Source organism: Leptolyngbya sp. GB1-A1, from assembly GCF_039962475.1.
In the GTDB taxonomy this organism is placed as follows: Bacteria; Cyanobacteriota; Cyanobacteriia; order Elainellales; family Elainellaceae; genus Leptolyngbya_A.
In genome coordinates, this window is record NZ_JAMPLI010000014.1 from 77466 (window position 1) to 103828 (window position 26363).

Sequence of the window (26363 nt, forward strand, 5' to 3'; positions counted from 1 at the left end):
GTTCTTATACGGGTGTAATTATCGCCCAATTCCTCTCTAGAACTGTGTCCTCAGTATTTTTCCCATGCTGGTTCACGGATTGAATCCTTTGCTGATTTATCCGGTTGACCCGATCGGGAGGAAGTGGTGGCATCTCCCCGGCAGACTGTTTCACATCGGCTGTACTGCGGCTAAAGCATCTATCTACTGAGATTTGCAGTACAGACTTCTCGATCGCCATTTCTGCTGAACTTCAAGCTTCGGATCTCTTTGATCGCGTGTTCCTAATTCGATCGTCTCATCTTAAATGATGGTTTTAAGTGATGGTTGATATCGCTGACTGAGCATCGGGTGTGCATCAGCGCAGCGTGAACTGGCTATCGCACTCTAGCTCCAGGAATAAGGGTCGTTTGCCCTTTTGCTCCTTCATCCTGGGCTGAATTTGCCATGAACGTTTTGTTGAAAATCATGACTTTATCTTCTGATTCCAATCCAACTCACTTCTTAAAAGCGAGGGTTGATGGTTCCCGTCAGGCTGCACATCAAGTCATTCCATTGGCAGGTGGCTGGCATCCAGTGTTTTGGACAGGCATCACTGCCCTGAGTACTCTGGCTCTGCTCGGACTAGAAGCCGTAGTCTCCCAGACTGCGAATGCCCAAGCTGTGAATGCCCAGACTGCAAATGCCCAGATTATTAATGCTCAGAATGCTTGGAATGTTCAGAACGCGAATGCTCAAACTGCGATCGTCCAATTAAATCTTCCGGCTGCGAATGCTCAACCTGTGAATAATGCCAATGATCAGTTGAGTGAAATTGCAGAAGTGACTGAATCAGACGCTTTAGAATTATTGAACGAAGCTGTAAATCAGTCCACAAATCATAGTAATGATGCTGGAGAGTATTCTGCGATCGATCCGCTAGGAATATACCTTGATGCTAATTTAGTTAGTTATGAAGAAAAAGGTAATGAATTTGGTAATGAAGCGATCGATGAATTCGAAGAATTAAGTTTGAATCGATCGGAGCCAGATCAATCTGATTCAGATTCATCCGAGTTTAACGAAGAGAGAATTGCGGCAGAGACAGAAACCACGAATCAACCGAATACGATCTCGATCGCTCAAGCTAATATCGCTCAATCTAATACGGAAGCTCAGTACAGCGACCCAAACCTTTCCCCTGCGGATGGCGAGTCAATTGCTCAGGGCGGCAGTGCTTTGTTGGGCGCGCCGTTTGTTCATCTTCAGGGAGCGATCGTGGTTCAGGGCGATGAATTTTCGGCACGGGCAAGAACCACGGCAAGCTATGCTATTACGCCTAATCTGCTGGTAGGGGGAACGGTGGATCTGGTGACGGGGGACACTTTTACCGATTCGCCAGAATCCGGGCTGAATTTGAATGAACTGTATGTTGCGGTGTCGCCCAGCGAAATCCCGACGCTGCGGTTTGCGGTTGGCTTGCTCGACTACACTTCCTATTTCGATCGCAACAGCTTTGCGAAAGATGGCGTCACGCAGTTTTTTAATCCGATTTTTCAAACGAATCCCGCTCTGGCAGCCGCAGGATTGTCGTCGCGTCCAGGGGTGTTGGTGAATTGGACTGTGACCGATCACTTGGAGCTTCGCGCTGCCGGATTTTCTTCGCGTCGCGATCTGGGAGATTTTGCGCTCGATGGCTTTGCAGCTGAGGCAGCGGTGCGGATTCAAAACTTGATTTTGCGCGGCACTTATTTAACGGCGGAAGATGCCGGAGACGATAGCGGCTTTCGCGAAATTTTTCAGTTCGATCGCGGCGACAATGACTTTGGATTGCGATCGGGCGATCGAGAGCAGGCATACGGCATCAACGCCGAGTATTTTGTGCCGTCGATTCGCTTAGGGCTATTTGCCCGATACGGCTGGTATGACAACCTCGATCTGGAGCGCGGCGGCGAAACCTACAGCTTTGGGTTTAATTTGCTTGATTTGTTTTTGCCAGACGATCGCCTCGGTCTGGCTTATGGACGTGATCTTTCCAACGAGGGACTGCGGAAACGGCGGAACGACGACCTGCCTGACGTGGTGGAGCTATTTTACGATGCGCGGCTGCTGCCTTATTTACGTGCCGGATTTACTGCACAAGCCAGGAATAGTTTCTCAGAAACAATTCTGGGATTTCGGGTGCGGGCAGACTTCACGCTGAGCGATCTGAGGAGGGCTTTTCAATGAAGCGATCGGTGAAGCATCAATTCAGCAATAAATTCAGCAATATTCGTCTGATCTGGCTGCTGGGCATTCTGCCTGCTTTGATTTTCCCGTTCACCGTTACGCTGCCTGCTCTGGCACAATCGGCTGATCCGGTGACTCGTCAGGGCTATGTGCTGCTCGATCGCGGCTGGGTGAACGATGCTATTACCGCCTTTCGGCAGGCACTTCAGCGCAATCCTCGATCGCTGGAAGCTCGCTTGGGCTTAGCCATTGCCTACCAACGTGCCGGACAAGACAGCAACGCCTGGAACGCCTATCAGCAGGTGATTCAGCAAGACCCCAATAATGGGCAGGCACTGGCAGCGATCGGCTTGCTGGGGAGCTATCGTTCAGAGTGGAACCAGGCTGGCATTAATGCCCTGACGACGCTGCTCAGCCTGAATCCAAACGATCGTTCCCGCCGGGCGCAACGTGCCTTGCTGTATGGCTATCAGGGACAGTTTGAAGCGGCGATCGGCGACTATGAAATTTTGCTGGCAGAATCCGTGCAGCCGGAAACCGTTTTGCAAGCAGCGCAAATTTACACCTACAGCGGCAATTACACCACCGGGCGCAGCTTGTTCGATCGCTATCTGGCAAGTGGGGCAACCGTTCCAAATCAAGCGATCGCTGCCTACGCCCAAACGCTTCAGGCAACCGGAGAAGTGCCTCAGGCGCTCCAAGTTCTTGAAGCTCGGCTCAGGTCAATTCGATCACTGGATCAAGCGGCAATGGAAATGCGATCGGCTCTGGCAGTGTCTTATGCGATGAATCAGCAGATGGAGCAGGCATTTGGCGTACTGGAACCGCTGCGCGACCAAAAAGCTGCCCGATTACCCCTTGCCAGAGCTTTGAGTGCGATCGGACGAACGGTGGCAGATGCAGAACCCTACGAGGCAGCCGTTGCCCTGTATCGGCAGGCACTCAGCGAAACGACGAATCCTGCACCTGGACTGTTGCTGGAAGTCGCCGATGTGATGAGCGAGTCGCAGCTTGCCTTATCGGAGGGAATCGCCCTGTACGATCGCCTGATTGCCCAGCAGCCCCAGCGAGTGAGCTTGCAGGTGAAGCGAGAAATTGCCGCCTATGATTTGCGCCAGATTTCGCGTACTCAGCTTGAACAAAAGCTGCAAACGATTCTCACAACGCTTCCCACTTCGACGGTCGAACGTCACGCCATTGCAATCGGGCTAAATCGACTCACTCCTCCCGCTCCGGTGCTGCTGCCCATTTATCAATCGCTGCGGGATGTGGCGGGGAACGTACCGTTTCTCTATTTCCGCTTGGCGCAGATTGCGCTAGAGCAAGGGAATTTCGACGGAACGCGATCGGCAGTGGCAGACTATCGGGCAACGCCAAAAGGCGAGGCAGATTTGGGTGTGGAACTGCTGCTGGCAGAACTGGAGCGACAGGAAGGCAACCTGGACGGCAGCGCGAACCGCTATGGCAAGCTGATTGCTACTACCGAAGCACAACCGCTCCAGCTCAAAATCTATGAAGATGCGATGCGTGGTTTGGCAGGGGTGCGGCTAATGCAGGGGCGATCGGAAGACGCGCTGAAAATTTACGATCAGCTCCTTGCCCGAAATCCCGATGACCTGGCCAGCCAACTCGGACGCGCCAGCATTGCCTATTCCCTGAAGCAAATTTCCAAAGCCGATGCCGAAGCGGTTTTAAATCAATGGTCTACTGCGCAATCGACCCAGGTTCCGCCAGAGCTATTCATGCTGGTGAGTACGCTGCCTGCAGAAGCCAATCGCGAACTGCTATACGACGAGCTGCTGACGATCGATCCGAATAATCGGGGCATCAATCGTCGCTGGATACAGCTCTGGGCAAACCGGGATGCCGATCGCGCCACTGCCAGAGTCAATGAGCTACTTGCCGCGAATCCCAACGATATTAACCTTTACTTTTTGCAGGGCGAACTGGCACAGCAGCTTGGCAACCTGAACCAGGCAGGACGGGCATACGAAACGATTGTGACCCAACAGCCTAACAACTCCGACGCGCTGCTGGCTCTGGGGGGTGTGCGGTTTGAACAGCGACAGCTTGGCGAAGCCCAAACTTTATTCGATCGCGTCCTTGCCCTCAGACCCAATGATCCAGAGGTTCGTCGCCTACTGGTGGAATTGAGTTTGGCGCAAGATCGGCCCGTTTCTGCCCTGAATCAGCTTCGCGAAATGAATCAGTCCGATGAAGCAACCGGTTCACCGATCGAGGATTACCCCCAACGGGGAAGTGCTTCTCAACGCCTGGATCAGCTTCAAGTTGATTTGCTGCGGCGACGCGGATTTCAGCCGAGCTGGGAGCGATATTAGCGGCTGATGCCCCTCTGATTTGGTTTTGCGTGTTTTGTGTGTTTCCTATGTGTTTCTTGTGTTTTCTGTGCGTGTTTCTTGTCCGTCTTTCCTTTACTGATTTCCTTCTCCCATCATGAGAGATTTCCGTCACCGTCTACCCCACCAGGGAAACTGCATCGAGTCTTGTGCATCCTCTGCATCTTCGGCTCATCATCGATCGCATTCATTCATCCATCTTCCAAAACATTTCCTGAAGCGTTTCTGGCGACGATCGCTCCTTTATGTCGGTCTGTTTAGCTGTAGTTTGACGCTGAGTGTTCTCAGTTTGACTGCGACGGCAACCGAAACAAAATCCCCTGCACCGTCTGGCAACGCGCCTGCTAGCCAACCTGTAAAATCTTCCGCCTTTGCGCTGCCCAAGAATGCTCCTGATCCGATCGTCGCCCCTGCGGATTTGAGCGAATACGTGCTGGAGTTTAGCCGGAGTCCGATCGTGGGCAATCGGCTGCGGTTAGAAAGCATTTACAGCGAGGCAAGGCTGCGTTTTACCCGTCCGCGTGATTGGGAAACGAAAAGCGTGAAGCTGCAATTGCGCTATCGTCATTCGCCCGCCCTGTATGCGACGCGATCGAATCTCACGGTATTGGTCAACGGAACCAGTGTGGGCAGTGTGCCGCTGAATCAGCCGGAAAACAAGATTACCACCAGTCTGTTTAACGTGCCCGTGAGCCTGCTGCAAGACTATAACGAGGTGACGATCGCCGCGCTGCAAAACAATTCGCCCACCTGTACCCAAGACCCCTACGATCCGTCGCTGTGGACAGAGATCTTGCCTGACTCCAAGCTGGTCTTTGCCGTCGATCCGCAGTCGGTTCCGCTCAATTTCAGCCGTTATCCCTATCCGTTCCTGGATGTTCTGAGTCTGGATGCGCCGCAAATTGCCTTTTTGTTGCCCAGAACGATCGACGAAAGCTGGCTCACTCCCACGGCTCGGCTTCAGACCGCGATCGGACAATATGCCCGCTATCGAGAAGTAGATAGCCGCACGATCGAGGCGATCGATCAGATTAAGAAAAACGAGCGGCTGATCATGATTGGCACACCGGAAAGCCAGCCCGCGATCGCCGATCTGGATTTGCCGCTGGCGATTCAGCAAAATCAGCTTCGGGATGGTCAGGGCAAGGTGCTCCCGCCGGATGTGGGGGTGCTGATGCTGACGACAACCGATAGCGATCGCGTGCCCGTGCTGGTGGCAACTGGAAACGGGGATGTGGGTGTGGCGAAGGCTGTGCAGGCATTGGTGCAGCGTCCCGATCGCGCCATTGCGACAGGCAGCGTCATGCTGATTGAGGAAACTCAGTCGATCACGGCTCCACCGTTGCGGGAATGGCAGGGCTATTTGCCGACTCAAGAGCAGTTCAAGCTGAGCGATCTTCGCACCTATAACGATCAGCCCTATGGTGATGTGACGGTGCGCGGCTCCCATGCCCCGGCGTTAGAGTTTGACTTCCGCGCCCTGCCGGACGAGCAGATTCTCACAGGCAGCAGCATGACGCTGGTGTATAGCTATGGTCCGCAGGTGAATCCGCTGACGTCACAGGTGGAAGTTCAGCTCGACGGAGTGCCCTTGGGCGGCGATCGACTCACTTCGGTAGACGGGGCAAATCGCCAAATCCTGAAAATTGATCTGCCCGAAGGCTCGGTGAAACCCACCTCGAAAATGCAGGTCAACTTCCGGCTCGATCCGCGTGAGCGGCGATCGTGCAGTCGGGTAACGGATCAGCAGCTCTGGGGCACAATTCACAGCGATACGTCGTTTGATTTGCGGCGGGAAAATGTGACGCGCCTGCCTGATCTGAAGCTAATGCAATCAGGATATCCGTTTGCGGCTCCGCAGGATATGTCAAAGCTCGCGATCGTCCTGCCCGAACAGCCGAACCAAAAAGATCTGGATCTGCTGCTGGAAACCAGCGAACGTCTGGGACGGCTCACCCGTGCCGATGCAATTCAGTTTCAGGTGTACCGTAAAACCCAGTTGCCCAAGGAGATCCAGCGCGATCGTCACTTGATTGGCATCGGAACCCAGGCACGGTTTCCCTTACCGGAGGTGTTCCAGTCTCAGGGCTTTGCGCTGCAAGGACAGTTGACGCGCCAGTGGGCAGGCAATCAAACGCAGACCGCCCCCGATGCCGAAGGATTGATTCGATCGATTTTGTCGCCCTGGAACTCAGAGCGCGTCGTGGTGGCTCTCACCGGACAAACAGACACTGGGCTTCAGCAGGTGCAGTCGGTGATGCAGCGCGATTTTCTGTTTAGCCAGATCGAAGGCGACACGGTGCTGATCAGCAGGAATACCGAGAACCCTTCACCCTTTGATCCGTCGGATTATCGACTGGAGTTCTTGCGGCAGTCTCCACAGCGCGAAATCATTACCGAGGGCGGCTGGCAGGAGTGGTTCAAGGTGTTTCAGAGCAACTGGTATGTGCTGGCTCCGGGGTTTGTAGCAGCTACGCTGATTCTGTATGCGGTGACGCAGGTTTATCTCAAGAAAGTAATCGGGCAGGAGCGTTAACGCATGATTCGCTGGATGAAACCCAAACATAAGTTCAGGAATGCGGAGGCTTCTCGTCGCGCTGATCGGCAACTGGAGCAAGTCAATGATCGGTTTACGACGCTGCTGGTCGATCGGCTGCCGGATTCGGTGAACAGCGTGTTGAAATGGCTCGGTCGATCGCAGTTGGTGCTGCTGCTGATTTGTCTGATTCTGTTTTTCATGCCGTTTATTACCATTCGCCCTAATTTCTGGCAGCAGGCTTTGTTAGGAGCTTGTGTGGTCACGGTGGGACGCTGGTTTCTTTATCTGGCAGAACGTCCGCAAAACAAATCAGACGACGCGCTGCACCTGCTGCTGATGCTGCTGAGCATTCTGACCACGCTGCGGTATTTTTATTACCGAGTCAGCTATACGCTCAACTTCGACTCCTGGGTCGATACGGTATTCTCGCTGCTGCTGTTTGCCGCCGAGCTATACGGCATTCTGACGCTGTTTCTTGCCTATTTCCAAACGCTGAAAATTCGCGATCGTAAACCGATCGATCTCTCCCTCTTTCCGCAAGAAGAATGGTTTACCGTTGATATCTACATTCCCACTTACAACGAAGATGTGGAAATCGTGCGGAAAACGGCTTTAGCGGCATTAGGGGTCGATTACCCCGCAGATAAAAAGCGAGTGTACGTTTTGGATGACGGACGGGCAGAAAAGTTTCGGCAGCGACGGGCAGAACTGCAACAAATGTGCGAGGAACTGGGCTGCACAATGCTCACCCGCGACAACAACGATCACGCCAAAGCCGGAAACATCAACACGGCACTGCATAAAACAAAAGGCGATCTGGTCATGATTCTCGACTGCGATCACATCCCGATTCGCGGTTTTTTACAGAAAACAGTCGGCTTCTTTTTTGATCCGCAGGTTGCCCTGGTGCAAACGCCGCACTGGTTTTATAACCCCGATCCGTTTGAGCGCAATCTGTACACGAACGGTCAGGTTCCTGTGGGCAACGAGCTGTTTTATAAAGTGCTGCAAAAAGGCAATGATTTCTGGAATGCAGCTTTCTTTTGTGGCTCGGCAGCTGTGATTCGGCGGGAAGCGATTTTGGAAGTGGGCGGCATTGCCACTGAGACTGTAACTGAAGACTGTCACACTTCACTGCGGCTGCATTCGATCGGCTATAAGAGCGTTTACTACGACAAGATTATGGTCGCAGGGCTGGCTCCTGAAACCTTTTCCTCGTTTGTGGGACAGCAGGTGCGCTGGGCGCGGGGCATGGCGCAAATTTTGCGGCTCGAAAATCCTTTGTTCAACCGCAAACTCAAACTCAGAATGTCACAGCGACTCTGCTATTTCAGCGCGACAATGCACTTCTTTTTTGGCTTTCCCAGGGTGATGTATGCGATCGCTCCCACGTTCTTTTTGCTGTTTGGCATCAACTCGGTAAAAGGACTGGGGCTGGAAACGCTGGCGTACGCGCTGCCGCATATTATTTTGTCAATGCAAACAAATCACATTCCCTATAAGCACGTTCGCTTTTCCTTCTGGAATGAGATCTACGAGTTTGCCATGTCGTTTCAGGCAGGTATTGTGACGCTGCTGGCATTAATCAATCCCAAGCTGGGCAGCTTTAACGTTACTAGCAAAGGATTAACCGTCAACGAGCGGAGCTTTGACCTCGATTCGATCCGCTATCTGGTAATGCTGGGCGGAATTACCGGAGCTTCGCTGCTGGCGATCCCCTTCTGGCTGATCCTCAGTCCGCAGGAAACCCAGGCAGTGCTGATCAACTCGCTCTGGTGTCTGTTTAACCTGCTGCTGGTGATGGCTGCCTGCATTGCCGCCTTTGAGCAACCCCAGCTTCGCCGTTCCCACCGGATGCCCCGCCGCCTGATCGCGATTATTCACAGCGACGGACAGCGATGGATTGGCAGAACCACCAACGTCAGCGAAACGGGCGCACAAATCCTGCTTGATGAGTGGCCCAACGTCTCGGACGAGGTGCGCGTCGAACTGATCGGCGACTACGGTGCAAGGGCACTGCTCGATGCCAGAATTGTGCGCGGTATTGCGACCGATGCTCTGCAAACTCTGCTGTCCGTTGATTTTGTCAGCCCCACCCGGGAGCAGCAAGATGATCTCACGATCGTCCTATATGCCGACGTGCGGGAATGGTATTCGCAGCAGCGATCGCAAATTGATAAACCGATTCAATCGCTCAAGTTCATTGCCACCAGTCTTATCCGTGCCTTTCGCGATCTGAAGCCCGAAGTGGGCATGAAAGTGCGAAAACAGGTGCGCGGCTGGGCGCAAATTTTCTGGGAAGGCTGGGAAGATGAAATTTATACGGCAAAAGTAACCGAAATCGGCACACGCGATCTGCGGCTTGAGTTTGTCGATCGCACCCTGCCCAAACTGGAAACCCTTGGCACTGAGCAGCCAATTCTCTCGCTTATGATCAGCCGCGAAGGATACGACCCGCTGCCGCAAACCGTGCTGGCACAGGTGCAAAGTATCGAAGTGCTGCCCAGCCTGCTCCCTGACCCCGAAACAATTCATTCCGAAGGACAGCAAGCCGTCGCTGTTGCCTCGCAGCACATTATTATGGAGCTTTCCTTCCCAGAGTCGCTCGATCGCCAGCAACGGGAGAAGATTCGGCGGATTTTGAGGTTGTTGAGTTAGTGGGATAGGTAAGTGGCAGAACCGAGCTAGCTTTGCTCACGTTCAAAGTTTCCCTTTGCTTTTTTAGAGCGACAAGTCAAAAGTTGGGAGATTCAGGGGGGCAATGGAATACTCCTGCGACCCCTCAACCATCCCTAACCCCCGATCAAATCCAATTGCATTCTGCTGTGAATTTATTTTTGTATCATCGATAACCTCGATCGCGTGTATTGATTCGATCGAGGTCATTGCCTTGCGGATATCTTACAAATGTCTTGCTGAGTTCATTTTTGATTGGTTAGGAGTTCATAAAATGGAGTAAAAACAGGAAACTTTTATCCTGATCAAATGGATTCTAGTTGGATTGTCGAAGTTAATGCGGATCGTTCAAGTGCTTGTATTCAGGCAGATTCTCCCTTGCAATCTTATATCTTCTTTATCTTTTTTCTGGCTATCTTTATCAAGCGTCAATAACTCTTACATCGAAAGCTGATACGCTTAATGGGTATGAAAGAGATTTGCACATCAGGTTCGGCTCTTGCCTCCTAATCGGTTACTGGAGTGCAGGAAACAGGGGAAACACTACCGCCAATTCAGCGCTGCCGAAACCACTGCATCTTACCAAGCTTTATTCAAGTGTCATTTTTAGATCTGGTTTCGCAGATCTTGTTCTATAGATCTGGTTTCGCAGATCTGTATTTGCAATCAGGCATCTGCTAGTCACTCACAGATTACGCAGTTCCTCACCCTCATTTCTCTTAAGCGGTGTGCATTCTCGTCACCCTAGCTGTTTGAAATTGCCTTCCATTCGGTTTGTCTCCAATGTTTGGTTCTTTTCAACAGTTTGTGATTTCTGCCCCCTTTGACGAACGGAGTATTCAATGCAGACCATCCGTATGGGAACCTATCGATCGCCCCAAACGCTCCATCCACTCAGTCTCCTGGCTCAAATGATTAGCCGTCAGGCAAGCGGCTGTTTGCAAGTTGTGAGCAATTCCACCATCTGGTCACTCTACTTAGAGCAGGGCAAACTGGTTTACGCATCCAGCTCTGCCGAACCGTTTATCCGTCTCGATCGCCATTTGCGTCGTCTCAGTCTCAAGGTTCCCAGTTTGGTCAGTGCTATTCGCGTCCAAGTGCGGCTACTGTTTGAGTCTGTGCGCGATCGAGACGAGAAAGTCCTCCCTGACTATCAGGCAATTACCTGGCTGATCGAACAGCAGTTTCTCCTGCCGGAACAAGCCGCAGAGCTGATCGAGGGACTGGCACGAGAAGTGCTTGATTCTTTGCTGGCAGTGCAGACTGGAAGCTATGAACTCATCGAAGCCGATCAATTGCCTGCCCAACTGCCGCAGTTTTGCCAGCTCGATCTGAAAGCGATCGTGGAATCGGTGCAGCAGCAAAAGCCGCGATCGGCTCCTGCTGAAAATCGGTTTAGCGAACCGTCTCGATCGCCTGAGGCAAGACCGTCTGAGGCAAGACAATCTGAGGCAAGACCGCTTGAATCCAGGCAGCCCGAACCGCGATCGGAGGCGCTCACCGCAGCACCACTGGATCGCAACGGGTCATCGCCCTTTGCCCAAAAGATTGCGCCAAACGGATTACCCGCTCCAAACTACGGGGCAGCACAGCCTCGCCCAAACTCTGCCAAAACGACTTATACGATTGCCTGCATTGACGATAGCCCCACGGTGCTTCAGGCAATTAATGCGTTTCTGGACGACAAGATGTTCTCTGTTGTGTTGATTAGTGATCCGGTGCGGGCACTGATGCAGATCATCCGCAGTAAACCGGATTTGATTTTGCTAGACGTAACCATGCCTAGCTTAGACGGCTATGAGTTATGTTCTCTGTTGCGAAAGCATCCGACCTTTCGAGCCACGCCCATCATTATGGTCACGGGTAATACCGGATTTATCGATCGCGCCAAAGCTCGTCTAGTTGGTGCTTCAGGCTATCTCACGAAACCCTTTACTCAGTCTGACCTGATGAAGATGGTGTTTAAGCATCTGACCTGAAGCCAGAACTGCCATCCAACAAATTCATATCTGAGAACGCATGAATAACACGATCATGGGAACGATTCTAATCGTTGAAGATACTCATTCAGAAATGGAGTTAATGAGCCATTACCTGCGAGAAGGCGGCTATTCCGTCATTGGTGCAGGAACCGCAAAAGAAGCTCTGGATAAAGCGATCGAACAAAAGCCCGATGTCATTGTCACCGATGTGGTGATGCCGGGAATGAGCGGCTTTGAACTCTGCCGGACCTTGCGAAAGCATCCTGTCACCGAACGAGTTCCGATCGTGATTTGCAGCTCAAAAGACCAGGAAATCGATCGGCTATGGGGCATGAAACAAGGCGCAGATGCCTACATCACCAAACCCTTTACCCGTGAACAGTTCATTCGTGCAATTAAATCGGTTTCTGGCTAAGCGGCTATTTGAGTAATCTTCCGAACCGCCTCCCTAACGAGTCAATTCTGGATGGAACCAAGCCTTGCAAGCTTTCATTTGTCACCAGGCATTTGTCACCTGCCACCAGAACGTTTAGCGGCTCAAGGTTCCCCCTCGCTCTTTTAGAGCGGCAAGTCAAAAGTTGGGGAATTTAGGGGGCGATGTAGTTCCTTTGAGACTTCTCAAACAATCTCTCCGCAGTTTCTCTTCTCCTTCCTTTTCAGCTCTTTTCACTCATGGAAATTGCAAAGCTTGCGCTGACCGAAAGTCGATCGCAAAAACAAACGGGCGATGCCTATCTCAAATTCTGGCTCACCCCGGAAATTCCAGCCGTCATTTCAATGCAGTCGATCCAGGAAGCTTTGGTGCTGCCTGCGCGTCGGCTTACTCCAATGCCTAATATGCACCCGGTAATGCTGGGCTTACTCAATCGACGCAGCCGAATTAGCTGGACGATCGATCTGGCGCAGCTTCTCGGCGTTTCCCTGCTGGATGTTTCGACTCAGCAATACACGATCGTCCTGTTGCAGGTCGGCAATATTCCCTTAGGTGTGGCAGTTCACCGGGTCGAAGGATCAGTTCGCCTGCAATCCGATCAAATTCAATCTCCCCTTGGGCAAATTGCCGCATCGCTTGTTCCCTACCTGCGCGGCTGTGCCCTTCAGCAGCTTTCAGATCGACAGGAAGTGCTGCTAGTGCTAGAGGCAGAGGCGATCGTGCAGGCGTCTGTGCTGCGGGTGGCGTAGAGGGATGAGTGGGTGAGGGGATGAGGAGATGGGGGAGATGGGGAGCTAGGGATGTGAAGGGGTGAAAGGCATTAGGAGCCATTTATAGGTGTTATTTTCTGTCAGTGTTGTTGCCTGTTTGTTAAAAGTCTGTTCACTGATTTATAAATTCGCTCCTGTTTCCTAATTTATTTCCCGTTTATTCTCCGTTTATTTCCCAATCTCCAAATCGATCGCGCCTAATTCACTGTTTTCCCCTTTACTGTCTCCCCTCGTCTGCCCATCCCCCGATCGCCCACCTCTTGATCTCCCCATTCTCTCTATTCTGTTCTCCCCATTCCATTCCTGAGGTATCGCGCTCATGACCATCCAGCCCCGTCCCCTTTCCAACGGACAGTTTCCGCCTGACAAAGATGATCTGGAACCGATCGGGTCAGAGCCATCGGAAATTGAGTCTGTTCCTGCTGTTTCTGCTGAAACCAACCGAAAACTACCATCGTTGAATTCGGGGCGATCGCAGGTCAGTCTTCCGCTTGAGATGAACCGGGTTCAGGCGGATCATTGGTTTCGCAATTTACCCGTGCGGCGCAAGCAGAGGTTTGCACTGCTGACATCCGAGCTAATTGCAGTGCTTGGGCTGGTGGGAGTGGGAGCGCTGCTGCTGATTGCAGGCGGACGAGCTCAGCTCGCAAACCAGGCAAAATCGGAGGCGACGGTCGAGCGGCTGTCCTACGAAGTCAAAACCAATCAAATGGGATTTGGGTTTCGGGGGCAGTCAGACAACCCGCTGATTATTAATGCAGCGAGGGACAGGGTAAACGGACGATCGCTCTCTGGGGAACAGGAAGAAGAACTCAAGCGCACTCTGAGCAATGAGATTGCAGCCCGCAACATTGAGTACGCGACGCTGGTTGGCATCGATGGACGGATCATTGCCAGCGCAAATGCCGATCGTCAGGGCGAAAAATTTGACCCGCAGGGATTGGTGAGTCAGGTTCTCGCTTCACCGCGTCAGGTCAGCGCAAATGCGTTGGTCAGTGCCGAAGAATTAAAGAAAGAGAATCCGCCGCTTCCGGCTGAGCTGAAAGAACAGGACAGGCTGATTCGCTATGTGGTGACGCCTGTGCGTGACCCGGAGCGAGACACGACTATTGGTGCACTGGTTGCCGGAGATGTGGTAAAACAGCCGATCGTCGAAGAGTCGATTGCTGCCTTTGAGAATGGCTATAGTGCCGTTTATGCGCGGCAGCCTAACGGAGAATTTAAGCTGGCAACCAGCCTTGATCTGGGCAATTCAACCGATCTCGAAGCAGCGCAGGCAAATGTCCCGCTTTCAGATCCCCAAATTTTGCAGCGAGCTGCAGATGCCCTGCAACCCAAACAGACTGTCGGTGAGGCGGTGACCGATCGCATCCGGGTCAACGGACAAACCTACACCGTTGCGGCAAAAGCGTTACCCAATCCTAAGGGTGAACCGATCGCGATTCTGGTGCGCGGCACGTCTGAGTCAGCGTTGAACCGATTGCTGTGGCAAATTCTGCTGCTTCAGCTTGGGGTGGCAGTCGTGGCAATTGCAGCAGATGTGGCACTGGGAACGCTGCTTGGACGCTCGATTGCTCGACCGATCGAGTCACTGCGAGAAGTCACCCGGCGATTTGCGGCAGGCGATCGATCGGCACGGGCCCGGGTGGAATCGAACGATGAAGTCGGTCAACTGATGCAGACGTTTAATACGCTGGCAGATAGCGTGACCGCATCAGAATCGCTGCTCAAACAGCAATACACCGATCAGCAAAACACGACCGAGCGAATCCAGTTGCTCAGCCGCATCACCACCCAGATTCGTCAGTCGCTTAATGTTGATTACATTTTGTCTGCGCCGCTCGACGCGATTCGAGAACTGCTCAAAGCCGATCGGATTGTGATGTATCGGTTTAACGAAGACATGACCAGCGGCAAAATCGTCTCAGAATCCGTAGGCGATCGCTGGATCAAATCGCTGGGACAGGAAATCTATGACCCTCTAACCCCCGGAACGGTGCAGCGATACAAAACAGGCAAGATTTCGCAAATGGACAATGTCGACGAGACAAAGCTCTCGCGCTGCCACTGCGAAATTTTAGAGCGGTTGGAAGTCAAGGCAAATCTCGTTGCGCCCGTTCTGGCAGGGGAAACTCTGGTTGGCTTGCTGTGTGTGCATCAGTGTTCGGGTCCGCGTCTGTGGCAGCCAGGAGACATTGATCTGATGCAGCAAATCACGACGCAAATTGGCTATGCCCTGACTCAGGCAATGCTGCTGCGACAACAGGAAACAACGGCTCAGCAAGAGCAGCTTGTGAATACGATCGTTTCTCGAATGCGGCAGTTTATTCACCGTCAAGACATTTTCGATGTCGTCGTCCGGGAAATGCGGGAAGCCCTGGAAGCCGATCGCGTGGGCGTGTATTTGTTTGATGCAAACTGGGCAGGAACCTTTGTGGCAGAGTCCGTTGTGCGAGAATTTCCGCCTGCATTAGGGGCGCGGATTGCGGACCCCTGCTTTGCCGATCGCTACGTGGAAAAATATCGACTCGGTCGGGTTCAGGCAACCAATAATATCTATGAAGCTGGGCTTACCCCTTGCCATATCGGGCAGCTTGAGCAGTTTAAGGTCAAGGCAAATCTGGTCGCGCCCATTTTGATCAAAAACGAATTGATCGGATTGCTGATTGCCCATCATTGCAGCGAACCGCACTGCTGGAAGGAAAGCGAAATCACGCTGATGAAGAAGAGCAGCAAAGAGCTGGGATTTGCGCTCGAGCAGGCAGACCTGTTCCAGCAAAAAGAAGAGGCCCGTCAGGCAGCCGAAGTGCTTTCCGAGGAGCAGCGGCGGCAGAAAGAAGCTCTGCAAATGCAGCTCATCGAACTGCTGAGCGAAGTCGAAGGAGCCGCCAGAGGCAATCTGACCGTGCGGGCAAACGTCACAGCGGGAGAAATTGGCACGGTTGCAGACTTCTTTAACTCGATCGTGGAAAACCTGCGGCAGATTGTCACTAAAGTCAAACAGTCCGTTGAGCAGGTTAACAGTTCGCTGGGTGAAAACGAAGGCGCGGTTCGCCGTCTGGCAGAAGAAGCCCTGAAGCAGGCAGACGAAACAACGCAAATCATCCAATCGGTTGAGCAAATGACCGTCTCGATTCGTCAGGTGGCAACCAGTGCCCGCCAAGCCGCCGAAGTTGCCCGCACCGCCTCCAGCACCGCAGAAACCAGCGGCAGCGCAATGGATCTGACTGTGCAAAACATTCTCAGCCTGCGGGAGACGATCGGCGAAACCGCTAAGAAAGTAAAGCGACTGGGCGAATCCTCTCAGCAAATCTCCAAAGTGGTGTCGCTGATTAACCAGATCGCACTGCAAACCAACCTGCTCGCCATCAACGCCGGAATCGAAGCAGCCCGCGCAGGCGAAGAAGGACAGGGCTTTGCCGTGGTTGCCGAAGAAGTCGGAGAACTGGCAGCCCGCTCTGCCAACGCCACCCAGGAGATTGAAAAAATCGTCGCGACCATTCAGCGCGAAACTAGCCAGGTGGTGGAAGCCATGGAGCAAAGCACCGCCCAGGTGGTCGAGGGAACCCATCTGGTCGAAAACGCCAAGCAGAGCCTCGGTCAAATTCTGGCAGTTTCCCGCGAAATCGACAATCTAGTGCAGTCGATCTCAGAAGCCACCGTTTCGCAGGTAGAAACCTCTTCTGCCGTGTCTCGCTTGATTGAACAGGTGGCACAAGTCTCCAAGCAGACCTCAAAATCCTCAATTCAAGTCTCCGACGCGATCCGCGAAACCGTGACGATCGCCCAGGAATTGCAGGCGTCTGTGGGTGCATTTGAAGTCGAGTAACCCTGTTGTTGGCGAACCTGTGGGGTAGGCACTGCTTACCCTACAACCCCCAAATTATTGACCAGAGGAGGTTTGAGAAACGATCGCCCCCAAAGTGCCCCCTAAAGTGTCCCTGAACCGTTCCCTAAATCGCCCCCTAGCCTCTCATTCCCACCCCATTCCCTCATCCCTCCACTCCCCACCCCTCCCCTATGTCACAGGATAAGGAACTCGCAATCCAACTTCAGTTTCTTGACGAAGCGCGAGAATATTTGAATACGCTGGATGAAGCCCTGCTCGGACTTGCCCATTACGGGGTTCATGTTGAAAAAGTCAATGCAGCCCTCCGATCGGCTCATTCGATCAAGGGGGGAGCGGGCATGATGGGCTTTACCGCCCTGAGTCAGCTCGCGCATCGGCTCGAAGACTCGCTCAAGGTGCTCAAAATTCAGCGGCAGACGATCGCCCTCGATGCAGAGCTAGAGGGACTGCTGTTGTCTGGGGTGGACTGTATGCGGCACGTCATTGACTGCGACAGACAGCAAATCGTGCTTGATCCCGCCTGGCTAGAGCGAGAGGCGATGCCCATTTTTGAGCAGCTTCACGATCGCTTGGGCGATCCAGAAGACGAAGATGCTCAGTCGATGCTGTCGCCAGAGGATGGGCATGACATTGTCCCGCTCTTGTTTGAAACCGAGGTAGAGGGCTGTTTGACCCGCCTCGAAGCCGTTTTGAGCGAAAACAATCCCTGTCTGCGCGAGGAGCTAGAAATTCTGGCGCAAGAACTGGGCGGACTGGGCGAAATGCTTCAGCTTGAAAACTTTACTCAGCTTTGTGGGTCGATTGCCGCTCACATTGCCGCCGCCCCCGATCGCATTGAGGACATCGCCCCGATCGCATTACAGGCTTGGCGACGATCGCAAGCTCTGGTCATGATCGGTCAAAGAGAAGCACTGCCAACGGCGATTGAAGTGCCCGATTTAACAGATTCGATGCCGGATTCAATCTGGAACCTGGATCAAGCGGCAGGTTTTGAGGTTTCAGTTCATCAATTTGAAGCTGAGCCTTTTGAAGCTGAACCCTTTGCAGCGGAAGCACATCATTGGGATAAATCAGATTTTACAGTAACGGACGCTGCCGCAGTTGCTGAAGCTGATGCTGCACTGCTCGAGGGATTTGCGATCGATGATCCGATTTTCGACTCTGTGAAGGACTCTGTGCTGAACGAAGCGGCTTCAGACTCACGCCCTGCCACCGTTGAGGTTACGGCAACCCAGCCAGAGAACTCCGCGATCGTTTCCCCAACGATTCCTGAAGTTACAGCAAACGCACCAGCTTCGAGTAAAGCCGGAGTTCGATCGGAAGCACGATTTGCAGAAATTAGCGTAGATACGTCTTCTCCCACGGCTGCGAAAGATACCGGAGAGAACACGGTGAGAGTTCCGGTGAAGCAGCTCGACCAATTAAGCGATTTGTTTGGTGAGCTGACGATCGAACGAAACGGGCTTGATTTACACCTGAAGCGTTTACGCGGTTTAATTCAAATTTTGAACGAGCGTGTTCAAGTTTTAGAACAGTCAAATACACACTTAAGAGATGAATACGATCGCGTTGGGGTTCAAACCGAATCCAGCCTGCCGCCTGCCCTGCGATCGTCCGACTCAACCTTGAATCTAATTCCTTATCAAACTCCGCTCCTGCCCTCAGCAGCCAGTGCACTGAATACAAGACTGAACGGTTTCGACAGTCTGGAAATGGATCGCTACAGCGATGTGCATTTGCTGTCGCAGGAAGTGATGGAAACGATCGTGCAAATTCAGGAAGTCGCCAGCGATATTGATCTCAGCCTGGAAGATACCGAGCAAACGGCGCGAGAACTCAATAAAACATCGCGTCAGCTCCGCACTCGCATGACCCAGGTGAGGATGCGTCCGCTGTCGGATATTACGAACCGTTTTCCGAAGGCACTGCGAGAGCTATCGCTGCAATACGGTAAGTCCGTTGAGCTGGTGCTGCATGGAGAAGGGACGCTGATCGAGCGCAATATTCTCGAAGCGTTGAGCGATCCGCTGATGCACCTGCTTCGCAATGCCTTTGATCACGGCATTGAAACGCCAGAAGCCCGACGGGCAAACGGTAAACCAGAGCAAGGCACGATCGAAATTACTGCGAGCCACCGCAATAGCCGCACGATTATCACGATTCACGACGACGGCGGCGGCATTCCGATCGAGAAAATCCGTGCAAAGGCGCAGCAAATGGGCTTGGATGAAACTCTGCTTGCAGCTGCCAGCGATGAAGAATTATTGTCCTTGATTTTTGAGCCAGGATTCAGCACGAGCGATCGGGTCACCGCCCTTTCCGGTCGCGGTGTAGGCATGGATGTCGTGCGTGATCGGCTGCGGCAGATTCAGGGCGAAATTAAGGTCAACACGCAGGCTGGCAGGGGCACAACGTTTATTCTGTCCGTTCCCTATACTCTGTCGGTGACGCGGGTTTTGATTGTGGAAAGCAACGGAATGCTGCTGGCGTTCCCCACCGACTCGATCCAGGAAATGATCTTGCTGCAACCCGAACAAATTATCAAGACAGCAGGCAGCGAAGCCTTCACCTGGGAAAACACGATGGTTCAATTGGTACGCCTCTCTCAGTGGCTTATGTTCAACCATCCTCGCTATCAGGACGACCTGGAAACCCCGCCTGCGATTACCGTCCCCACCGTCTTGCTTGTGAATCAGGGCAATCAGCCCGCTGGAATTCAGATCGATCGCTCTTGGGGAGAACAGGAAGTTGCCATTCGTCAGGTCGAAGGCGGTTTTCCAATGCCGCCCGGTATGAGCAACTGTACGATTCTGGGAGACGGACGGATTGTGCCTCTGGTGAACCTGCCCGAACTGCTGCACTGGATCGCAAGCTGCGAACGATCGGTCGTCGATGCTCAATCTGCCTATCCCGCCCTGTCCCCTGTGAATGGCATGAATGGCAGATTGCCCCTGGGAGGAACTGCCGAGCAATCAATCAATTTGTCGTCTGCGGGAATGCTCCCAGGAATGATTCCGGGAATGGTCGCGGGAATGTTGCCTGGAACCCCAGGGAGAATGCTGCCGAGAACTCAGCCAACCGTGCTGATCGTAGACGACTCAATCAACGTTCGCAAATACCTGGCACTCACCCTCGAAAAAGCCGGATATAGCGTCGCCCAAGCCAGAGACGGACAAGATGCCCTCGACCAACTTTCTTCTGGGCTGCACGTCGAAGCCGTCATCTGCGACATCGAAATGCCCCGTCTCGACGGCTACGGCTTCCTGGCACGCATTAAGTCAGACCCCCACCTCGAACAAATTCCGATCGCCATGCTCACCTCTCGCAGCGGAACCAAACACCGCCAACTTGCGATCAACCTCGGCGCATCCGCCTACTTCTCCAAACCCTACAACGAGCAAAGCCTCCTCCAAACTCTGGAACGTCTGCTTGAGCTTACTCCCGCTGGTTGATGGATCGATATCCCTCCACTCCCTCATCTCCTCACCCCTCCACCCCCCAATGTCCTCCTTCCTCTCCCGCCGCGTTCTCCACCGTCGCTCAGATGCAATCCAGCCGCTGATCACCTTTCAACTTCAGCAATTGTGGTTTGCTCTGCCGATTCTGGTGGTGCAGCGCGTCATTCCGCTTCAGCAGGTGTATGGTCAGTCGGCGAATGGGAGCCTCAGCCTGACCCACTATCAGAATCAAGAGATTGTGGTGATGGACATTCGATCGCGGATTTTCACCGATCTTTCCCCCACTCTTCCACCCGCCGACTCAGAAGAAATGCCTGCCGCCCAGCCCCATCTGCTGATCCTTGACTACCGGGAAGGGGAACTCATGGGAATTCGGCTGGATGCGCTTCCGGTTTTGCGTCGCGTTCCCCGATCTGCCTTCGCCCCCGTGCCGCCCACCTATTTGCTCGAAAGCGGCATTCGCTGTGTCAGTGCCCTGGTCACACCCGCTGACTCAGAGCCAATGTTTTTCCTGAACCTGGAGCAACTTTTTGAGGTTCGATTATTGCAAAGCGCAACCTCGCGGGAATCCCTGCCTGCGTCTTCCCCTATTGAACGATCGTGATAAGCACAAGCCATGAAAGTAATTGATATTAAAACCGATATTAGACCTGTAATGAACGTTCAAATTCTCCTGCCGATCGCCGCAATTCTGCTTGCCATCGTGCCGATCGCCCTTCGGTTTACAGTCATGCCGCCGGAGCCGTCGGGGACAGAATCATCAGAAGACAAACCCCTGATCGCGCTGCCGATTCGCCCTACGCTGCCGCCGATCGATCGCATTAATCAGACCAATCGTTGCCCAGACTGTATCCTGGAGCAAGTTGACCTGCAAGGCCGTGACCTGAGCCGGATTGATTTGACTCGTGCAAATCTCAGACAGGCAAAGTTCACTAAAGCAATTTTGATCAATGCCATGCTGGTGCGGGCAATGCTGCGAAATGCCAATTTTCAGGAGGCACAGTTGCAGGGGGCAGATCTAGGCGAAGCAGACCTGCGAAACGCTAACCTTCAAGAGGCACAGATGCTGCACAGCAGCCTATCCAGAGCAAATCTCACCGAGGCACAGCTCCAGGACGCAGAACTCCGCGACGCTGACTTAAGCAATGCCAACTTACAGGAAGCTAACTTTACCAATGCCAGCCTTTATGGAGCCATCCTTCGCAATGCGAATCTGCGAGATGCAAATTTTACTGGAGCCGATCTACGCTACGCTGATTTATCCGAAGCAGACCTCACCGGAACGAATCTAACGAATGCTCGCCTCGATTTTGCCACGCTGCCTCCCGACTGGCGATCGCCCTAAATCGCTCCTCACAGCAGGCAGTATTTCCTCTGTAACATCTGTAAATCAGATTTTCGCTTTTCCCGGTCTTCTCCGCGACAGAACATCAGCAAAAGCGCAACAAAAAAGCGATCGATCGCAACCAATCGCTCCAATTTAATTTTTCTATTGAGCTAACAATTAAGCGAACAGCGGACATCTAGCCCTGCTTTGAGCCGTGATGCACTGTTTTAACCCACTTGAGCTGCTTCGGACGAACAGCCATTCGCAGCGTCGTGCTTGCCATTACTGGGATCCAGTGCAGCATGTAGAGCGTTCCGAACAGGGTTTGTGCCATTGCATTTGCTACCCCGATCGGCAGTCTTCTCGATCGGGCTGTGCCCGCTGCGCTTTGCGATCGCACCGTTTCCTTTTGTGTTGCCCGAATGCCCAGGAACAGATTGATCAGCGAGAACGTGATCATCAGACTGGTGATCGGAGCCAGCACCGGAGGCGTACTGCGGACGATCGCCATCAGCATATCCGGTACAGAGGCAGTGGGTAGAAGGTACTGCGACATCATGAACATCAGCAGGTCGATCGATTTTGTTGTGCCCATGCGGTTGCGAACCAGCAGTCGCCAGTAGTCCAGGTATCGCTGATAGCCGCCTTCTGCCCAGCGGTTGCGCTGATGCCAGAGCGCGGTTGCCGTGGTGACGCCTTCTTCACCAACGGGAGGAGTCATCAGCAGATCAATTTCCCAGCGATTCAGGTGCAGCCGCAGCGTCAGATCGAGATCGTCAGTAATCGTTTCCTCGTTCCAGCCGCCGCAGTGTTCCAGGGCAGCTCGCCGCACAAATTGACCGTTGCCCCGCAGTTCGCCAATGCCGCCGATCGCGATCCGCTGCTGCTGCACATAGCTATCAAATGCCATTTCTGCAGTCTGTCCGCGTGTCCAGAGATTGGTCAATCCATTCACGATCGCCTTCCGCACTTGCACTGCCCCAATCGTTTCGCGATCGAACAATGGCGCAACCCGTCGCAAAAGCTCCTTCGGAACCTGGGCATCAGCATCAAAGACGGCAATAATATCGCCCTGCGTCAGTTCCCAGACTTCGTTCAGCGCACCCGATTTTCCCCCTCCCGCATTAGCAGAACGTCGAACTACATGAAGCTGCGGATAGTCCTGTGCCAGTTTTTCTAGAACCTGCGGGGTGCGATCGGTGCTGTTGTCGTCAATGATCCACAGGTCGTAGCGGCTACTCGGATAATCCAGGCTGCATAAATCTTTAACCAGAGAGCCAATCACGGCTTCCTCATTTTTTGCAGCAACCAGCATCGAGACATAGGGACAGGCTTCGGGATCGTCGCTCGATAGCAGCTTCGCCGGGGGAAGCGGACGCGCCAGCAGCACTCGCAGCGCATGAATGCTCATAAGCGTGGTTAAACCCCAAACCAGCCAGATGCCCCAAGATAGCAGATGCAGAGCGATCGTGCCGCCCCAAATCATCGTGATTGCAACGGCTGCTTTTTGTCTTCGTCCTTCCATGCCTCGATCGAATAAATGACTGCTGGTGAGAGAATCGTCCAAGTCATTGTCATCTAGGGGTTCAGGAAGATTAGACAGGAGTGAGTTCATTCTTATTGGATCGCTGAAGGAATCGCTTTCGCGCCAGGAATTCGCCGGCATAGGTCATTTGATTGAGAAACCAGTATTTGTCAACGCCCTTGAAAAAGCTGGGGATCAGGTAACACCAGACCGTGCAGCCTTCGCATACCGATAGCTTGCCCTGCGACTGACGATATTCCTCAACCGTTTCCGATTCCCGATACAGCTCATAGAGCCGACCCTCGATCGGCACTCCGGTTTGAGCAAAGTGATAGCAAGGCAGCAATAGCTCATCGTGTGGCGAAATGGCGATGACTGCATCCACCGCTTTACAGCGTGGGTTTTGCGTATCGTTGCCGCCCGCCTCGATAAATGCCAGAGCAGCCTTATTGTAGCCAACATTTCTATACCTTCTGGCAGTTGACTCGATTGCCTGAGCAATCTCTGGTGTCGGATTTTTCTTGCTGTTGTAATTGCTGTGTGCCGTAAATGCCGGGTTGAGCCAGACCCGCACCCCCAGCTTTTGCCCCAGCTCTGCCACCCCGCCGATGCGATCGTAGTTTTGAGCCGTCACCGTGTGATTCAGCACCGGATATTCGCCGAGCGATAGGGCAAGTTGAACGGACTCAACTAGCGTATCGAAGATTTTCACGCCTCTGGAGTGGTCGTGGGTTTCTGCGTCTGCGCCATCTAGCGAAAAGTTGAGGAAATCTACTAATCCCTGAATTTCCTTTGCCTTCTTGGGGTAGAGGATCGTATTAGTGGTCATGCTGGTTGTGAAGCCAAGCTGTTTTGCAGTCTGATAGATTTGCCCAACATCATGACGCAGCAGCGGTTCACCCCCGGTAAAATCCACATACCTCACGCCTAATCGCCTCAAGTCGCGCAGATTATGCTCGATCGTTTCCAGGCTTGCCTCCTGCTTTGGCTCCAGTGCCCAAATGTCGCAGAAGTGGCAGCGAGCATTGCAGCGGTAGGTCAGATAGTAGTTGGCAATGAGGGGCGGCATAGGTTTCTAGAGGTAAACTTCTAGGGTTTGGAGATGACTAGATGGGATAGCGCAATGCCCGTCTTCAACGTTCTTGATAAACGCTTTTGTTTCCAGACAAGCCATCCCGACGATGAGCGCATTCGCTTTCATCAATCTTTCGACACTTGGAATAGTCTATCAAGGTTGCGGAGAAATATTGAGAAAATTAGTGAGCCTGCTCTGGCAGTCTTCTAACCCGATGATTCAGCAGGAAGGCAGAACCGTTGCCGATCGCCCTGGCTTGAGCATAGACATAAAAAAGCCCGCAGTTGCGGACTCAGGAAAGCAGTCTTGCATTAAATCAAATCGTAATCAGGAGTAGAAATAAAGAAAACCTTCAGGCAGGAAATCGATCAATATCAATCGATATTTATGCTCTATCCATGCTTTGTCTAGGCTTCAAGCATTGAACCCGACGCAAACTTGATAGAGTTGCTCCGCTGGAGCCAAGTGGCTACAGGGCATTTTGCAGTCTTGCATGATGGACTTTCGGCAGCCTCCACCAGGGAACACGCGGATACTCATGATGCTCTTCGTGATAGCCAAAGTGGTAGCAAGCTAGGAACGAGAGCAGGGTTGGTAGTGCGAAAGTTTTGGCACGATGGGCACTGGGATAACCGCCTTCGGGTTCTCGATGCGGCAGAAACGTCCCGAAGAAGAAGAGCTGAAGCGAGCTTGCGATCGACGGAATGACCCAAAACAGCACCAAATTTTTCTCAGGAATGTGCAGACAGAACTCTGCCAGGTTAAAAATCACCATCAGCCCAACTAGCCGCCGCCAACTCCAGTAACCCTGCATAAAGTGCAGATACCAGACGATCGGGTTTTTATGCTTGCCGTCGTGAAAATCGGGATCAAGTTCGCTAGCCGGATGGTGGTGGTGCATCCAGTGCTTTTTCAGCAGCTTCTTATAGGAGAATAAGCCGTAGAGCAACACGCACAGCGTTCCGATCGTGTTGTTCACTTTAATATTCGATGGGAAAAGCGCGCCGTGCATCGCATCGTGGGCAGTAATAAACAGTCCCGTGTAGAGGAACATCTGCCAGAGCATCATTGCCGGGATAACCCAGCCGGGGATTTGATTCAGATTAAGCGAGAGCAGACCGATGAGGCTGGCTGCCCAGATGCCAATAACCCCAAGCGCGATTATGAGCGCCAGCGATGACTCGGAAGCGGCTTTTTGCTCAATCTCACTTGGATGCGGATAGTTGTACGATGCGCCAGTCAATCTTCTACTCCTTTCTCTACTGAATCTCTACCAAATCAATTTCTACTGAAATAATCTCTACTGGAATAGCTACCAGGGAGATTTCGTCTCTATCAAGGGTTGCTTGTAAGGATCGCTTGAGTTTATTTACAAAACTTAACATAAATAGTTAAGCATAGCCCTAAGCCAATCGCAATCAATCAAACTAGCGATCTCTCTGTTGGTTTCCTGCCTCTCTAGTCAGGGACTCAAGGCAATGATTTTTGAAGGACGCGATCGATAAGCAAAATTTGTAGGTTGAATAAAACCAAAGCTCTGCTTCAGGACGTACCAGTTCTTTCTTAGGATTTGCTAATTGCAAAAGGCGATAGAGCAATAAAGCAAGTCATTGGTCTTTAGCCAGATTAAAGTTGCGTTCCAACCCTGCTAGACTGACTTGTTTCTTCCTTTGATTGCTTCGCAAATCTACTTTTTTCAGTTCACAATATTGAAAGAACTGGTACCTTTCATCACCCTATCTGATGAGTCCCGAATCAAAGTATTAGGACAGGTGAAGCAGGTCACGCACGACGCTATAACCGCCCAGATCCCACAGCAGGTATGCAGCGAAACCGATCATTGCTAAACGACCATTCCACAATTCTGCCTGGGGATTCCAGCCGAAGACAAAAGCATTGCGGTCGACCTGGTTGTAAGCCTTAGCAACGGGGGGTAGATCGGTAGAACGAGTTTCCATGATTAAGCTCCTTAGGTTGTGCTTGTTAACTTCGTACTTGTTGAAATCGGGTGCAATCGAATTACGATTGATGAGTTCATCCTAGTTTACCGTTTTGATGTTTGCAGTCTGTCTAGAGTTCTAACCTGTGCTTGTCTTCGAGAAGCCTAAAGAATGAGGAGTTTTACTTTAATGTCGCCCTGGTTATAGAGGCATTGCTTCATCTTCCAACAGGCTTATTCACTCT

The 26363-nt window shown here is 52.6% G+C and carries 16 protein-coding genes; 12 read left to right on the plus strand and 4 right to left on the minus strand.

The genetic code is table 11. From position 1 onward, the window contains the following. The first annotated feature begins 64 nt into the window (after positions 1–64). The 12 genes from NDI45_RS15315 (at position 65) to NDI45_RS15370 (ending at position 21597) form a co-directional block, all read left to right on the plus strand. A complete protein-coding gene (locus NDI45_RS15315) occupies positions 65–190 on the plus strand; it encodes a hypothetical protein (protein WP_277879004.1) in 126 nt (41 codons plus the stop codon). Between the two features lie 257 nt (positions 191–447). Beyond that, complete coding sequence (locus NDI45_RS15320) at positions 448–2187, plus strand: porin (RefSeq protein WP_348247846.1); 1740 nt, start codon at positions 448–450, stop codon at positions 2185–2187. Further along, the gene (locus NDI45_RS15325; RefSeq protein ID WP_348247847.1) at positions 2184–4526 is read left to right on the plus strand and encodes a tetratricopeptide repeat protein; all 2343 of its coding nucleotides are present in this window, start codon (positions 2184–2186) and stop codon (positions 4524–4526) included. Before NDI45_RS15320 ends, NDI45_RS15325 begins: the two co-directional genes overlap by 4 nt. Before the next feature lie 115 nt (positions 4527–4641). Beyond that, positions 4642–7080: a cellulose biosynthesis cyclic di-GMP-binding regulatory protein BcsB gene (locus tag NDI45_RS15330; protein ID WP_348247848.1), complete on the plus strand. Its 2439-nt coding sequence runs from the start codon at positions 4642–4644 to the stop codon at positions 7078–7080. Positions 7081–7083: 3 nt separating this feature from the next. After that, positions 7084–9741 (plus strand): UDP-forming cellulose synthase catalytic subunit, encoded by a 2658-nt coding sequence (gene bcsA, locus NDI45_RS15335; protein WP_348247849.1) that lies wholly within the window; start codon positions 7084–7086, stop codon positions 9739–9741. An 860-nt stretch (positions 9742–10601) separates the two neighbouring features. Beyond that, on the plus strand, positions 10602–11738 hold the full coding sequence (locus NDI45_RS15340) for a response regulator (protein WP_348247850.1): 1137 nt from the start codon (positions 10602–10604) through the stop codon (positions 11736–11738). A gap of 40 nt (positions 11739–11778) precedes the next feature. Continuing rightward, positions 11779–12156, plus strand: coding sequence for a response regulator (locus tag NDI45_RS15345; protein WP_190789818.1), 378 nt, complete (start codon positions 11779–11781; stop codon positions 12154–12156). 257 nt (positions 12157–12413) lie between these two features. Beyond that, positions 12414–12923: a chemotaxis protein CheW gene (locus NDI45_RS15350; protein WP_190789819.1), complete on the plus strand. Its 510-nt coding sequence runs from the start codon at positions 12414–12416 to the stop codon at positions 12921–12923. Positions 12924–13263: 340 nt separating this feature from the next. Continuing rightward, entirely contained in the window at positions 13264–16773 is a 3510-nt protein-coding gene (locus tag NDI45_RS15355; RefSeq protein WP_348247851.1) for a methyl-accepting chemotaxis protein, read from the plus strand. A gap of 191 nt (positions 16774–16964) precedes the next feature. Then, positions 16965–20246, plus strand: coding sequence for a response regulator (locus tag NDI45_RS15360; RefSeq protein ID WP_348247852.1), 3282 nt, complete (start codon positions 16965–16967; stop codon positions 20244–20246). Between the two features lie 49 nt (positions 20247–20295). Continuing rightward, positions 20296–20856, plus strand: coding sequence for a chemotaxis protein CheW (locus tag NDI45_RS15365; protein WP_348247853.1), 561 nt, complete (start codon positions 20296–20298; stop codon positions 20854–20856). Between the two features lie 51 nt (positions 20857–20907). Continuing rightward, positions 20908–21597, plus strand: coding sequence for a pentapeptide repeat-containing protein (locus NDI45_RS15370; RefSeq protein WP_348247854.1), 690 nt, complete (start codon positions 20908–20910; stop codon positions 21595–21597). A 178-nt stretch (positions 21598–21775) separates the two neighbouring features. Here NDI45_RS15370 and NDI45_RS15375 read toward each other — a convergent pair whose 3' ends face one another. From NDI45_RS15375 to NDI45_RS15390, 4 genes are all read right to left on the minus strand, one after another. Next, positions 21776–23245 (minus strand): glycosyltransferase family 2 protein, encoded by a 1470-nt coding sequence (locus NDI45_RS15375; protein WP_348247855.1) that lies wholly within the window; start codon positions 23243–23245, stop codon positions 21776–21778. After that, entirely contained in the window at positions 23175–24173 is a 999-nt protein-coding gene (locus NDI45_RS15380; RefSeq protein WP_190791363.1) for a radical SAM protein, read from the minus strand. Before NDI45_RS15380 ends, NDI45_RS15375 begins: the two co-directional genes overlap by 71 nt. Positions 24174–24648: 475 nt before the next feature. Continuing rightward, a complete protein-coding gene (gene crtW / locus NDI45_RS15385) occupies positions 24649–25422 on the minus strand; it encodes a beta-carotene ketolase CrtW (RefSeq protein WP_348247856.1) in 774 nt (257 codons plus the stop codon). A 520-nt stretch (positions 25423–25942) separates the two neighbouring features. Next, entirely contained in the window at positions 25943–26137 is a 195-nt protein-coding gene (locus NDI45_RS15390) for a chlorophyll a/b-binding protein (protein ID WP_190790070.1), read from the minus strand. Between the last annotated feature and the right edge of the window lie 226 nt (positions 26138–26363).

Bases quoted from the DNA above. Each gene is read 5' to 3' on its own strand.
- NDI45_RS15315 (WP_277879004.1), top strand. From the start codon at position 65: ATGCTGGTTCACGGATTGAATCCTTTGCTGATTTATCCGGTTGACCCG.
- NDI45_RS15320 (WP_348247846.1), top strand. From the start codon at position 448: ATGACTTTATCTTCTGATTCCAATCCAACTCACTTCTTAAAAGCGAGG.
- NDI45_RS15325 (WP_348247847.1), top strand. From the start codon at position 2,184: ATGAAGCGATCGGTGAAGCATCAATTCAGCAATAAATTCAGCAATATT.
- NDI45_RS15330 (WP_348247848.1), top strand. From the start codon at position 4,642: ATGAGAGATTTCCGTCACCGTCTACCCCACCAGGGAAACTGCATCGAG.
- bcsA (WP_348247849.1), top strand. From the start codon at position 7,084: ATGATTCGCTGGATGAAACCCAAACATAAGTTCAGGAATGCGGAGGCT.
- NDI45_RS15340 (WP_348247850.1), top strand. From the start codon at position 10,602: ATGCAGACCATCCGTATGGGAACCTATCGATCGCCCCAAACGCTCCAT.
- NDI45_RS15345 (WP_190789818.1), top strand. From the start codon at position 11,779: ATGAATAACACGATCATGGGAACGATTCTAATCGTTGAAGATACTCAT.
- NDI45_RS15350 (WP_190789819.1), top strand. From the start codon at position 12,414: ATGGAAATTGCAAAGCTTGCGCTGACCGAAAGTCGATCGCAAAAACAA.
- NDI45_RS15355 (WP_348247851.1), top strand. From the start codon at position 13,264: ATGACCATCCAGCCCCGTCCCCTTTCCAACGGACAGTTTCCGCCTGAC.
- NDI45_RS15360 (WP_348247852.1), top strand. From the start codon at position 16,965: ATGTCACAGGATAAGGAACTCGCAATCCAACTTCAGTTTCTTGACGAA.
- NDI45_RS15365 (WP_348247853.1), top strand. From the start codon at position 20,296: ATGTCCTCCTTCCTCTCCCGCCGCGTTCTCCACCGTCGCTCAGATGCA.
- NDI45_RS15370 (WP_348247854.1), top strand. From the start codon at position 20,908: ATGAACGTTCAAATTCTCCTGCCGATCGCCGCAATTCTGCTTGCCATC.
- NDI45_RS15375 (WP_348247855.1), bottom strand. From the start codon at position 23,245: ATGCCGGCGAATTCCTGGCGCGAAAGCGATTCCTTCAGCGATCCAATA.
- NDI45_RS15380 (WP_190791363.1), bottom strand. From the start codon at position 24,173: ATGCCGCCCCTCATTGCCAACTACTATCTGACCTACCGCTGCAATGCT.
- NDI45_RS15390 (WP_190790070.1), bottom strand. From the start codon at position 26,137: ATGGAAACTCGTTCTACCGATCTACCCCCCGTTGCTAAGGCTTACAAC.